The 12,565-nt window shown below is 46.5% G+C and carries 11 protein-coding genes and 1 pseudogene; 11 read left to right on the forward strand and 1 reads right to left on the reverse strand.

The annotated features are described in order from the left end of the window. Positions 1-64: 64 nt before the first annotated feature. From DWZ60_RS02225 to rhaD, 6 genes and pseudogenes are all read left to right on the forward strand, one after another. Positions 65-1,015, forward strand: coding sequence for a 3'-5' exoribonuclease YhaM family protein (locus tag DWZ60_RS02225; RefSeq protein ID WP_055228015.1), 951 nt, complete (start codon positions 65-67; stop codon positions 1,013-1,015). After that, on the forward strand, positions 1,012-2,400 hold the full coding sequence (gene rlmD, locus DWZ60_RS02230; protein ID WP_117813813.1) for a 23S rRNA (uracil(1939)-C(5))-methyltransferase RlmD: 1,389 nt from the start codon (positions 1,012-1,014) through the stop codon (positions 2,398-2,400). The genes DWZ60_RS02225 and rlmD overlap by 4 nt, the downstream gene beginning before the upstream one ends. 488 nt (positions 2,401-2,888) lie before the next feature. Next, complete coding sequence (locus DWZ60_RS02240) at positions 2,889-3,089, forward strand: ParB N-terminal domain-containing protein (protein ID WP_243038176.1); 201 nt, start codon at positions 2,889-2,891, stop codon at positions 3,087-3,089. 428 nt (positions 3,090-3,517) lie between these two features. After that, positions 3,518-3,781 (forward strand): hypothetical protein, encoded by a 264-nt coding sequence (locus DWZ60_RS17745; RefSeq protein ID WP_055267519.1) that lies wholly within the window; start codon positions 3,518-3,520, stop codon positions 3,779-3,781. 413 nt (positions 3,782-4,194) lie between these two features. Then, positions 4,195-4,431 carry a hypothetical protein gene (locus DWZ60_RS02255; protein WP_118700810.1) on the forward strand — a complete coding sequence of 79 codons (237 nt, stop codon included), beginning with the start codon at positions 4,195-4,197 and terminating at the stop codon, positions 4,429-4,431. Positions 4,432-4,521: 90 nt separating this feature from the next. Then, positions 4,522-5,063, forward strand: a pseudogene (rhaD, locus tag DWZ60_RS20580) (rhamnulose-1-phosphate aldolase); the annotation flags it as partial. 8 nt (positions 5,064-5,071) lie between these two features. Here rhaD and DWZ60_RS02265 read toward each other — a convergent pair. Beyond that, positions 5,072-6,109, reverse strand: coding sequence for an AraC family transcriptional regulator (locus tag DWZ60_RS02265; RefSeq protein WP_158565064.1), 1,038 nt, complete (start codon positions 6,107-6,109; stop codon positions 5,072-5,074). Positions 6,110-6,323: 214 nt separating this feature from the next. Between DWZ60_RS02265 and DWZ60_RS17405 the strand changes: the two genes are divergently transcribed. The 5 genes from DWZ60_RS17405 to DWZ60_RS02280 all read left to right on the forward strand — a co-directional run bounded on the left by DWZ60_RS17405 (position 6,324) and on the right by DWZ60_RS02280 (position 12,559). Continuing rightward, a complete protein-coding gene (locus DWZ60_RS17405) occupies positions 6,324-6,815 on the forward strand; it encodes a hypothetical protein (RefSeq protein WP_199605767.1) in 492 nt (163 codons plus the stop codon). A 17-nt stretch (positions 6,816-6,832) separates the two neighbouring features. Then, positions 6,833-7,414, forward strand: a complete 582-nt coding sequence (locus DWZ60_RS17410) for an alpha/beta hydrolase (protein ID WP_330415199.1) — start codon at positions 6,833-6,835, stop codon at positions 7,412-7,414. A 35-nt stretch (positions 7,415-7,449) separates the two neighbouring features. After that, positions 7,450-9,702: a glycoside hydrolase family 3 C-terminal domain-containing protein gene (locus DWZ60_RS02275; protein WP_119221193.1), complete on the forward strand. Its 2,253-nt coding sequence runs from the start codon at positions 7,450-7,452 to the stop codon at positions 9,700-9,702. A 62-nt stretch (positions 9,703-9,764) separates the two neighbouring features. Next, the gene (locus DWZ60_RS17750; protein WP_158581228.1) at positions 9,765-10,271 is read left to right on the forward strand and encodes a glycoside hydrolase family 78 protein; all 507 of its coding nucleotides are present in this window, start codon (positions 9,765-9,767) and stop codon (positions 10,269-10,271) included. Between the two features lie 29 nt (positions 10,272-10,300). Then, entirely contained in the window at positions 10,301-12,559 is a 2,259-nt protein-coding gene (locus tag DWZ60_RS02280) for an alpha-L-rhamnosidase (protein WP_242998444.1), read from the forward strand. Positions 12,560-12,565: the final 6 nt, after the last annotated feature.

Raw genomic sequence — 12,565 nt, forward strand, 5'->3', positions numbered from 1 at the left:
CATCATAGAAACAAAAACGGAACACTGTGTCCGCATTTATTTTAGAAAAAGAGGATTTATTTTTATGAAGTATATCAACGAACTCCGGGAAGGAAACCGCATTTCCGGAATTTATCTCTGCAAACATAAACAGTCGGCTGTTACCAAAAACGGAAAACAGTACGAAAACGTGATCTTACAGGATAAAACCGGTACGATCGATGCGAAAATCTGGGATCCGAATTCTATGGGAATCCGTGAATTTGAAGCACTGGATTATGTAGATATTATGGGAGATGTTTCCAGTTTCAATGGAGCACTTCAGGTTTCCATTAAAAATGCAAGAAAAGCGGAAGAGGGCGAATATAATCCGGCGGACTATCTGCCGACGAGCCGTTACGACATCAATACGATGTATCAGGAGCTGCTCTCCTGGATCGGAACGGTGAAAAATCAGTATCTCTCCGAACTGCTGACGTATTATTTTATCCAGGATCAGGAGACCGCAAAACGGTTCCGCATGAGCTCTGCAGCAAAAAGCGTGCATCACGGATTCGTCGGCGGCCTTTTAGAGCATACGTTAAGTGTCACCCGTTTCTGCGATTTTATGGTAAAATCGTATCCGATTCTGAACCGCGATCTGCTGATTACGGCAGCAATTCTGCACGATATCGGAAAGACGAAAGAACTCTCCTTATTCCCGCAGAACGATTACACCAATGACGGACAGCTGCTCGGCCACATCATGATCGGTGCGGAGATGGTACACGATGCGGCGCAGAAGATCGACGGTTTCCCACAGGAACTCGAGAATCAGTTAAAGCACTGCATTCTGGCGCACCACGGCGAGCTGGAATACGGTTCCCCGAAAAAACCGGCAATGGTAGAGGCGGTAGCGCTGAACCTGGCGGACAATGCCGATGCCAAAATGGAAACCCTGACCGAGCTGTTTGACGCAGCGCCGGCCGGCAATGAGTGGCTTGGCTACAACCGGTTTTTTGAGTCCAACATCCGCAGAACAGGAGACTTTTCATGAACTATCAGAAAAATGATGTACTGACGGTGAAAATTGAAGATATGGGACACGACGGAGAGGGTATAGGCAAATGCGAGGGCTATACCCTCTTTGTCAAGGACACCGTCATCGGCGATCTTGCCGAGGTAAAAGTGATCAAAGCAAAGAAAAATTACGGCTACGCGCGCCTGATGCGCCTGATCGAGCCGTCCGCGCACCGCGTCGAGCCGGTCTGCCCGGTTGCACGTCCGTGCGGCGGATGCCAGTTGCAGATGCTCGACTATGCGGAGCAGCTTCGCTTTAAGGAGAAGAAAATCGCCGGAAATCTCCAGCGCATCGGCGGCATGGCGGAGATCCCGATGGAGCCGATCGTGGGGATGGAAAATCCGTTCCGCTATCGAAACAAAGCCCAGTTTCCGATCGGGCAGGATAGAAATGGAAAGCTGATTACGGGATTTTATGCGGGAAGAACGCATCAGATCATGGAAAACCGGAACTGTTATCTCGGCGTGGAGCAGAACGAGGAGATTCTGAACCGCATTCTTGCCTGGATGGAGGAGAACGGCGTTCCGGCATACAACGAGGAGACCGGCAAAGGCCTGGTGCGCCATGTGCTGATCCGGTTTGGATTTATGACGAAAGAGATTATGGTCTGTCTCGTTGTGAACGGAAAGAAACTGCCGGCCGAGGAGAAACTCATCAAATCGCTGACAGAACTCGAAGGCATGACAAGCATTACCCTAAGCGTAAACCGTGAGCGGACCAATGTGATCATGGGAAAAGAAATCCGCTGCCTGTGGGGACAGGGGTATATCACCGACTATATTGGAACCGTAAAATATCGGATCTCCCCGCTGTCCTTCTACCAGGTCAACCCGGCGCAGACGGAAAAACTGTACGGTCTTGCCCTGGAATACGCAGACCTCACCGGAAATGAGACGGTCTGGGATCTCTACTGCGGCATCGGAACGATTTCCCTGTTCCTCGCGCAGAAAGCCAAAAAAGTCTACGGTGTCGAAATCGTCCCGGAGGCAATCGCGGATGCGAAGAACAATGCGAAAATTAACGAGATCGAAAACGCTGAATTTTTCGTTGGAAAATCGGAAGAGATTCTTCCGGCCTACTACGAACAGTACGCCAAAGACCACCCGGGCGAACACGCCCACGCGGACGTCATCGTCGTCGATCCGCCGAGAAAAGGCTGCGAAGAAAACCTCCTCCACACCATGGCCAGCATGCAGCCGGACCGCATCGTGTATGTATCCTGCGATTCCGCAACGCTGGCACGAGATGTGAAGGTGCTTGGGGAGCTGGGGTATGAAGTAAAGAAAGTCCGAGGGGTTGACCAATTCCCGATGACGTGCCATGTGGAGTGCGTGGTTGCACTACATCGGGTCGATATGTAAGAATCCTTGATTTGCGCGAAGGCAACGAGGAGAGTTCCGAAGAAATAACTGGCTGTAAAGCCAGTGTTTATGCGGAATTCGACGACTGCCCGCGAGTCGGGAAGTTTGTAAAACTTCTCGACTTCCGGCACTTTGAGCGACATATGATGTTCTCACAGAGTGATAGAAAAACCTACAAAAAAGCAATTTCAGACGGTGTGAATGTCTCAGTCGTATTGGATGTGGGGTGTGGAAACACATAAAAGTACAATTAATATTTTGAAGTTATTCAATAGAATACGAAGCGTGAAAGACCGTTCATTTTCAAGTAATTGGAGATGAGCGGTCTTTTTCTGTTTGCAGATAACATTGACGTAACTGAGTAGAAGTTATTCTACCGGAAGAACGGAGGTTGTAATGGAAGAGATAAAGAGTATCAGAATAAGCGAGTTAAAGGACTTTAAGAACCATCCTTTTCATGTGCAGCAGGACATAGAGCTGTGTGCCTTATGAAAAGTATTGAAGATGAGGGTGTGATTGTACCTTTGCTTGTAAGACCGAATCCTGACGGAGAAGGTTATGAAGTGATTGCAGGACACAGACGAAAGGCAGATGCCGGCTGGGCTGGTCTTGCGGAGGTTCCGGCAGTTATAAGAGAATTGGATGATGATCAGGCGATAGTGGCGATGGTAGATTCTGTGCGCCCGTAAGGCGTTTGGGGTGGACACCCAAGCGACGTGGGTCATTATGATTTTGTTTTGAGAAAACAATAAGAAAAATTATCAAGTGTGAAGAACACAGTCTTATCGCCAACAACTAACCTTGAATGGAAACATAAAGGGGACAACAGCACGTTTGTAAAGGCACAAGTCAACAAAGCTTCCAAGTTGCGACTGAGTGTCGAGGTGAAAGGTACTATATGAGGATGAAGCTAAACTGCTTGAAGGAAAGTCAGAGGCTAGAGCTAACCATCTCCGCACCGAAGGGAAGATGTTACGGTGATGTATTGGCAGATTAGTATTTTGCTGTCTGCAATCTGCGTGATAATCAATGCAAGCTAGCCATAGGTTCATTTGAGGATGCATCTGAAATCAAGGAAAAATTCAGAGTATTTCTCGAGGATACTCTGCATCTTGAGATGTCCGAAAAAAAGACCAAGATAACACATAGTCAAGATAAAGCAAGATTTCTTGGATATGATATCACCACCGCAAAGAACTCAGCGCTTATGCAATCATCAGGGCATACAGAAATGCCTATTCAGGCGGTTGGACAGGAACAACCTGTGCCTGACGATAAGGGTGCTTCTGGGAATATGGATTACACAGAGGAGGATGTGAAGAAGTATCAGATGGATCCTGATATCAATGAGTTGCTGGATTTCAGTTTTTGCGGGGAATGACAGCAGAAGGCTACAAAACATTTATAAATGGAAGTGTTATGGCATCATTTATGGAAGGAATTGTAGCCTCAATTTTAGAAGAAAAAAGTGGTGCCGGATACGGCACGAATTGTAGCCAATTAAATACAGTTATCAGCGTAATTGAAGCCATGTATCTTTGCGAAGGTATGTGGCTTTTTCCTTTTTGCGCTGAGGATAGATTTTTTAACCAGCCCTCGTGCATTTATGCGAGGCTAAGCCTCGCAGAGCGAAATACACCCATCGCACAAAACTTCGTTTTGTACTCTGTGTATTTCGCCCTTGCAGGGGGCTATCACGCCGGATACGGCGGTGGGTTCGTAAACGGACACCTATATGTCCACTCACATTGGCATTAGAAGTGAAAGAAAGAGTTGCAGGAGCAGATTGCTGTATTGGATAGAAAAGCAGGGAGGATGAAATCAGAGCTTTCAAATGTGCTTCAGGATGCAGACTATGCAAATGCTTCGGAGTTTTATACCGAGCTATTCATGGTTCGTGAGGAGAGGCAAAGGTATGAAGAGGCTTGTAAGGAATGGCAGCAGAAGTGTGTTGAGGTGGAACTTGTAGCGGTGAAGGATAGTAAGTATTTTGGGGACGTAATTCCGATTAGCAGGAATAGAGGGCGATAAAGTAAGGCGATGCTATTAGTGAATCTGATAGCATCTGTGTAACTACATAGTGACAATTTTGCATCTTCGAAGTGGTAGTCTATGCAAAATATCATCGAATTGGATGAAAAAGGAGAGAATTACCGCATCCTTTGGGGTCTGGTAAACGGAGGCAGACCGACCAGTGAGCTGCCGAGTCACCTGATGAACCATGAAGTGAAAAAAGGCGTTACCAATGTTTATCATGCACATACCACGAATGTGATCGCACTGACATTTGTACTGCCGTTGGAGGATAAAGTATTTACTAGAGAACTCTGGGAGATGGCGACCGAGTGCCCGGTTGTATTTCCTTCCGGAATCGGTGTAGTAGGATGGATGGTGCCGGGCGGCCGTGAGATCGCAGTGGCGACAAGTGCCTGATGAAAGAATATGATGTGGCAATCTGGGCGCATCACGGCATGTTCTGCTCAGGGGAAGACTTTGATCTTACATTCGGATTAATGCACACCGTAGAGAAATCCGCGGAAATCCTTGTAAAGATGCTGTCCATGAGACCGGATAAAAGACAGACAATCTCACCTCAGAATTTCAGAGATTTGGCGAAAGATTTTAAAGTAACTTTACCGGAAAAGTTTCTATATGGCAAATAATGTACATATCACATATTTGGCGTATCAGAAGCATGAAGCATGTTTCGATATTCCATAGGCGTACATCCGTATTTCTTGCGGAACAGCTGAAAGAAAAAGCTGGTATTCTGATATCCGACGGCAAGGCTGATATCATTTGTGGAAAGTGCGGTGCTCCTTAACAATTTTGCCGCCTGAGAGAGCCGGTGTGTCTGGACCAGCTCTTTGTAAGTGGTTCCGGTATGCTGGCGTATGTAGGCAGAGAGATAGTTTGGGTGCATATTAAAAAACTCAGCTGTAGAAGAAAGGGTACAGTCCGCAAAGTTTGTTTCGATATATCGGAGTATGGTATAAATCTGATCCACAGAGGCGTGATCTAGAACCATACCGTGCTGGAACAGATTGATCATCTCGCAGGTAATCAGCGTAAAAAGACTGTCTAAAAAAGGTCCGGATGTTACGGACGGAGAATAAAATTCACAGAGAAACTGGTTGGCAAGATCTGCCAGCCGGTTTTGTTTTTGTTCCGGGGAAAAGACAATATACATGCTTTCCTGCATCGTGGTGTTCAGAGCCTCAATGAAAAAGTGTGTAAGGTAATTATCCTGAGACAGGCGTTCAAAAAAAGTACCGTTCAGATATTCGCGCGTCAGCAGAAAATTGATGATAATATCATTTTCTGAACATCTTTTGACAGAATGAGGTGCATTCTGGCTGATCAGAACCATCTGCCCGGCTTTTAGCCTGAATGTAGTCTTATTTATCGTCATTGTGCAGGAACCAGAATAAATATAACTCAACTCCAGCCACTCATGGATATGCAGAGGTACGTTTTCAAAACGATCCTGTTTTACAACAGCGAAGTTGTAATAACTCGGAAGCACTTTCTTTGAAAGAAATAAAGAACGCAGATCTTCAAGGTTCGTATCAAAACGGTAACAGGGTGTATCAAACTTACCTCTGGCAACAGGAAATTGTGAATAATCTTTCTTTACACCATTCAGACGCTGGGTTTCTTCGGTAGTGTGCTGCTTCAGAAATTGATTCAATGCAGATAATGTCATCATATATAATCTCTCCTTTTCGAGATATGAATGAACTGTGATTATAGTCATCAGCAGTTTATTTAACCTGTCTAAAATATACCATATTGGGGGCAAAGGTGTACAGAGTAATCTCGGATATTTATTAAGTTTGGTCGGTAAATCACTTATGTTTCGTTGATGTAATTTTAGTCTGTATAAAGTAAGATGTCAGTAAGAAAAGGAGGCATAGGTTAGGATGAAGATATTTTTTGCAGTAGTGGTGATTGTTTTATTATTTGTAATCGGTGCGACATTATATGTCTATAAAAAAAGTGCCATGTTTTTGCCGGCACTTCTTGGCATCTGCGGATTTCCAAAAATAAAGGAAAGCAGCTATTACGATGAAAACGGACATTTCCGTCCGGGAACGGGGGAGGACAAAGTTGGATTTTTCATGCAGCATCCGGTATTCGGCGGTTTTAAACATATGTTTTTCAATGTGGAGGACAACGTGCTGAAAGCTATTGCGCCTGTAAAGTATAAGGATTTTTTAAAGGCGCCGGGCCGTGAGGAACAATTGGATGCAGCCTTGGAATCTTTCAATTATCTAACCGGACTTGTTGAGAAAGGTCAGGCAAGGCTGGTGTCGGATCTGTATCCTGCGGAAGCAGTGAAGGGTCATCCGTACAGGTCACATCTGACGGGAATGTTTTATCAGGACAACAGGGAAAACCACTTGCCATTGTAGTTCCGGGAGGCGGATTTATCAGTAATGTAACTGATTGCGAGGGGTATCCTGTGGCGATGAAGCTGCATAAAATGGGATATTCTGTTTTCGTCGTAAGTTATCCGGTCGGCAGACAGCTGGGTGAGACAGAACAGGTAAAGCAGGGACAGGCTGCCGCGAGGGAACTGACACAAGTGATTCGATATCTGACGGAGCATCAAAAACAGTTTTCTGTAAACATGGATGATTATGCCATCTTTGGTTTTTCAGCAGGAGGACTTATGACCACGGCGTATTCATTTGCCAATTATGAGGACTGCTGCCACAAGAATCATCTGCCAAGACCGAAGGTGATCTTCCCTATGTATGGTCTGGACTGGAATATCAAAGCTTTGCAGGAGGACAAGGGACTGGCGGTATTTTCTATCGTAGGGCGGGATGATGAGTTCGGTTTTGCAAATGTGGAAGATAAACTGCCGGAATTAGAGAAGGTACTGGGCAAAGAAAATGTGTCGGTCAGAATCGTTGACGGACTGGGACATGGATTTGGAATAGGAAATGAAACAAAAGTGAAAAACTGGCTTCAGGAAGCAGTCATCTTCTGGGAAGCCCACAGATAGGAACAGATAAGAATTTATTTAAGGAGGATTTCATAATGAGCAGAAACCTGAAAGAATTGATCAGACAGATGACACTGGAGGAAAAAGCAGGACTATGTTCGGGAGCGGATTTCTGGAACACGATGGGAATCGAAAGGTTAGGGATTCCTTCCGTTATGATGACAGACGGCCCGCACGGCTTGCGCAAACAGGAAGGCGCGGCAGATCATCTCGGCCTGAATAAAAGTGTGAATGCAGTCTGCTTTCCGGCAGCCTGCGCCACGGCATCCAGCTTTGACGTGGAACTGATGGAATGTATGGGACAGATCCTTGGGGACGAGTGTCAGGCTGAGAACGTGGGCATGCTCCTCGGCCCTGCAGTTAATATCAAACGCAGTCCTCTCTGCGGAAGGAATTTTGAATATATGTCCGAAGATCCATATCTGACAGGAAAGATGGCGTCAGCATATATCCGGGGCGTACAGTCGAAAGGCATCGGAACCAGTATGAAACACTTCGCCGCGAATAATCAGGAAACAGACCGTATGCAGATATCGTCGGAAGTATCGGAACGGGCTTTCCGGGAAATTTATCTGCCGGCTTTTGAGGAGGCGGTGAAGAAAGCGCAGCCAAAGACTGTGATGTGCAGCTACAATAAGATCAACGGAGTATTTTCTTCAGAGAATAAGAAGCTTCTGACAGATATCCTGCGGGATGAGTGGGGATTTGAAGGATATGTGGTCAGTGACTGGGGAGCTGTAAATGACCGGGTGAAAGGACTGAAAGCCGGTCTTGACTTGGAGATGCCGGGATCAGGAGGATATAATACAAGAAAGATTATTCAGGCAGTGGAGAATGGAGAACTGGAGGAAGAAATTCTTGACAGAACGGTGGAACGCATACTGAAAGTAGTCTTCTCCTACACAGATAACAGGAAAGCGGAGACTGTATTTGACAGGGAAAAGGATCACAAAGCAGCGGCAGATATCGAAACAGAGTGCGCCGTACTTCTGGAAAACAGGGGAGTGCTGCCGCTGAAAAAAGAACAGAAAGTAGTCTATATCGGGGAATTTGCAAAGAAACCGCGATACCAGGGCGGGGGATCGAGTCACATCAATACGGACAGCGTAGTGTCGGCTCTGGAAACTGCGGTGAGAAAAGGCAGGGCAGTGGAGTACGTGAAAGGCTTCTCGTCAGAGCGTGACGAGATGACAGAAGAGGATCTGAAACAGGCGTGTGAAGCGGCAGCGGGCGCAGATGTAGTTGTAATCTTTGCCGGACTGCCGGACAGCTTTGAGTCGGAAGGATATGACAGAACATCCATGGAACTGCCAAAGTGTCAGAATCGCCTTATAGAGGCTGTGGCTGAGATACAGAAAAATGTGGTAGTGGTTCTTCATAACGGAAGTCCCGTAGAAACTCCATGGGCGGAGTCTGTAAATGCCATTCTGGAGATGTATCTGGGAGGAGAAGGCATTGGGGAGGCCAGCGACCGGCTGTTATTTGGGGAGGCAAATCCAGGAGGACGTCTGGCGGAGACGTTCCCATATCGTCTGGAAGACAACCCGAGTTACCTGAATTTCCCTGGAGACGGCAGGACTGTTCTCTATGGAGAATATATCTTTGTCGGATACCGTTACTATGATGCGAAGAAAGTACCGGTGCGCTGGGCATTCGGCCATGGACTGTCATATACGGAATTCAGCTACAGCAATATGAAACTCTCTTCTGCGGAAATGAAAGATGGAGATATTCTGAAGGTGAGCATTGATGTGGAGAATACAGGGAAGAGGGCAGGAAGTGAAGTGGTTCAACTCTATGTCAGTGACAAGGACAGCACGGTGCCAAGAGCAGTGAAAGAACTAAAAGGGTTTGCGAAAGTATTTCTGAATCCGGGTGAGAAGAAGACGGTTACAATGGAACTTTGCGCGAGAGATTTTGCTTACTACGAGACAAAGATTCACGACTGGTACACTCCGTCAGGTACATATGAGATCCAGATCGGGCATGCCAGCGATGAGATCAGAGAGGCTGCAGAACTTACATTTACTACTGATGTGCTGCTGCCGTTCACTGTGGATATGACCACTACAATGGGGGAATTGATGAACCACCCGAAGACAGCAGGGAAAATGATGGAGTATCTTGAGGGGATATCACAGGGAGAAGAACCTAAGAAAGAAGATGGGGAGGTACAGCTTGTGACTCCGGAAATTATTGCGCAGATGCCGCTGAAATCATTTTTAAGCGTTATTCCGGGCGAAGCGATCGAGCAGATGATCGTGGAGTTAAATGCTCTGTGTCAGTAGTGGGAGGAACGGTTGGCTTATTATTGGATGAAAAAGTATCAGCATGAAAATGAGGAAGAATTATGGGCAAGATTTATGCGGCAAAAACAAATCATATCACAAACCCTTTAGGGTTTTATCTGAAACCGTTGGTATTTTCATGGAAAGTGAAAGGCGGCAGAGGACAGGAACAGAAACATGCAAGGATTGTGATCAGCAAGAACAAAACCTTTACAGATATCTGTCACGACACGGGGGAGGCAGAGCTGGACAGTCTCTCTGCAAGAGTGGAATTTGAACCGCAGCCGTATACAAGATATTACTGGAAAGTTATTGTGACAACAGATGCAGAGGAAGTGATCGAATCAGACACGCAGTTCTTTGAGACCGCCAAAATGGATGAACCGTGGACGGGCAGGTGGATTACCTGTGACAGCAGTCAGGAACGGCATCCGATTTTCTCAAAGAGGATTCGTCCGGCAAAAGAAGTGAAAAGCGCAAGACTGTACATTTGCGGCCTGGGATTGTATGAGGCATATTTCTTGGGGAAAATAAAGAAAATCCTAAGAAAATCGGTGAAGAGTATCTGACTCCGTACTGCAATAATTATGACCGGTGGATCCAGTATCAGACGTATGACATCACAGAACAGGCAGAACGAGGAGGTGTGCTGTCTGTTCTTCTCGGAAACGGTTGGTATAAAGGCAGGTTCGGTTTCAATGATCCGGAGCGGGAAGCATATTACGGTGACGAGTGGAAGCTGATTGCGGAGATTCACATAGAGTACAAAGACGGAACGAAAGATGTGATCAGTTCTGATGAAACCTGGTCAGTTACAAGAAGCAATTTGTGGTTTTCCAATATCTATGACGGTGAGAGAAGAGATGATACGCTGCCGCCGGTAGAGGAGTCTCCTGCGCGGATCGCAAAGGTTCCGAAAGGCCGGCTTATGGAACGGTTATCTCTTCCAGTTAAGGTACAGGAGGAGATGAAGCCGGCAGAGCTGATCCATACTCCTGCCGGAGAAGAGGTATTTGATCTGGGGCAGGAGATCACGGGGATCTTCCGGCTGCGGGTGCATGAGCCGGCGGGGACAACTATCAGGATTCAGACGGGCGAGGTGCTTCAGGACGGATGTTTCTACAACGAGAATTTAAGAACTGCACTTTCGGAGTACATTTATGTTTCTGATGGTACAGAAAAGGTGATTACGCCTCATTTTACATACTATGGTTATCGATATGTGAAAGTGACCGGGGTTAGGGACCTTTCGTGTGAGGATTTTACGGCGCTTGTTCTTTACAGTGATTATGAGAGCATCGGGGCAATCGAGACAGGGAATGATCTTGTGAACAAATTAATCTCCAATATCGAATGGGGAATGAAAGGGAACTTTCTGGATGTGCCTACAGACTGTCCCCAAAGAGATGAGAGGATGGGCTGGACAGGAGATACACAGGTATTTTCCGCGACTGCAAGCTATCTGGCTGATACCTATGCGTTTTACCGAAAATATTTATACGACCTGTATCAGGAACAGCTTCTGGCGGGCGGAATGGTTCCGGAGATTGTCCCCACATTCGGACCGACAAAATGTTCCTGCGCATGGGGAGACGCCGCATGTATCATCCCCTGGAACGTATATTTGTTCAGCGGGGACAAAACAATACTCGAAAACCAAATTGAGAGCATGAAAGCGTGGGTCGATTATATCCGGAGAATTGATGGAGACCATCATGGATGGAGACAGGTTTTCCATTATGGTGACTGGCTTGCTCTTGACCGTACAGGTGCCGCTGCGAACAGCGTGTATGGAGCGACTGATGAAGCATACATTGCAGACATCTACTACGCGGCAAGTGCACAGATTGTTGCAAAAGCAGCAGAGGTGCTTGGACTGGAAGAAACGAGACAGGAGTATCAGAAAATCGCAGACCGTCAGTGGCAGGTCGTGAAAGAAGAATATTTTACTGCTACAGGCAGATGTGCGGTGAAGACGCAGACAGGGCTTATTCTTGCACTGAAATATCATCTGTCTGAAAATGAAGAACTGACAAAGCAGATGCTGCAAAAGCTTCTCAGGGATAATAAAAATAAATTAAATACCGGGTTTGTAGGAACCCCGCTTCTGTGCAATGTCCTGACTGATCATGGAATGACAGACGCGGCATACCGGCTGCTTCTGAATAAGGAATACCCGGGCTGGCTCCATGAAGTGAAGCTGGGAGCAACAACGGTGTGGGAGCGTTGGAATTCACTGGATGAGAGCGGACATGTCTCCAGCACGGGGATGAACAGTCTAAATCATTATTCTTACGGCGCTGTATTGGAGTGGATCTTCCGTCATGCGGCCGGGATTGATGTGACGGAACAGAACCCGGGAGGCAGGGTGATGCGGATCAGCCCGAAAGTGAATAATGGACTGAAATATGTAAAAGCTGTTTATGATTCGGCAAGCGGATGCTATCAGTGCGGCTGGGAGATATCAGAGGATAATAAAATCACGGTCACTGTTACGGTTCCGTTCGGCGGAAGTGCAGAAGTGGTTCTTCCATATGCGTCGGAATCTGTATATGAAGATAAAGAAAATCCATTATTTGAAGAGGTGGAAAATGGAATCTGCCGTGTGAGAGCCGGAGAATATGAAGTCGCTTATGAGGCGTCACAGCCTTTAAAGAAGAAATACAGCATAGACTCGACAATGGAAGAACTGCTGAACCATCCGGATATCCGCGCGTTTCTTTCTCAAATGATGGAAGTGGATATGATCCCCGATATTGCATATGGGCTTTCGCTTAGAGATGTCGCGAAAACATTCGCAGGAGAGATAAAAAAAGATGAGGCGCAGATGCTGGATGCGGCACTGGCAAAATTCTAATCAGGA

The organism is Blautia sp. AF34-10, from assembly GCF_003477865.1.
GTDB classification, from domain to species: Bacteria; Bacillota; Clostridia; order Lachnospirales; family Lachnospiraceae; genus Fusicatenibacter; species Fusicatenibacter saccharivorans.

Bases quoted from the DNA above. Each gene is read 5' to 3' on its own strand.
- DWZ60_RS02225 (WP_055228015.1), top strand. From the start codon at position 65: ATGAAGTATATCAACGAACTCCGGGAAGGAAACCGCATTTCCGGAATT.
- rlmD (WP_117813813.1), top strand. From the start codon at position 1,012: ATGAACTATCAGAAAAATGATGTACTGACGGTGAAAATTGAAGATATG.
- DWZ60_RS02240 (WP_243038176.1), top strand. From the start codon at position 2,889: ATGAAAAGTATTGAAGATGAGGGTGTGATTGTACCTTTGCTTGTAAGA.
- DWZ60_RS17745 (WP_055267519.1), top strand. From the start codon at position 3,518: ATGTCCGAAAAAAAGACCAAGATAACACATAGTCAAGATAAAGCAAGA.
- DWZ60_RS02265 (WP_158565064.1), bottom strand. From the start codon at position 6,109: ATGATGACATTATCTGCATTGAATCAATTTCTGAAGCAGCACACTACC.
- DWZ60_RS17405 (WP_199605767.1), top strand. From the start codon at position 6,324: ATGAAGATATTTTTTGCAGTAGTGGTGATTGTTTTATTATTTGTAATC.
- DWZ60_RS02275 (WP_119221193.1), top strand. From the start codon at position 7,450: ATGAGCAGAAACCTGAAAGAATTGATCAGACAGATGACACTGGAGGAA.
- DWZ60_RS17750 (WP_158581228.1), top strand. From the start codon at position 9,765: ATGGGCAAGATTTATGCGGCAAAAACAAATCATATCACAAACCCTTTA.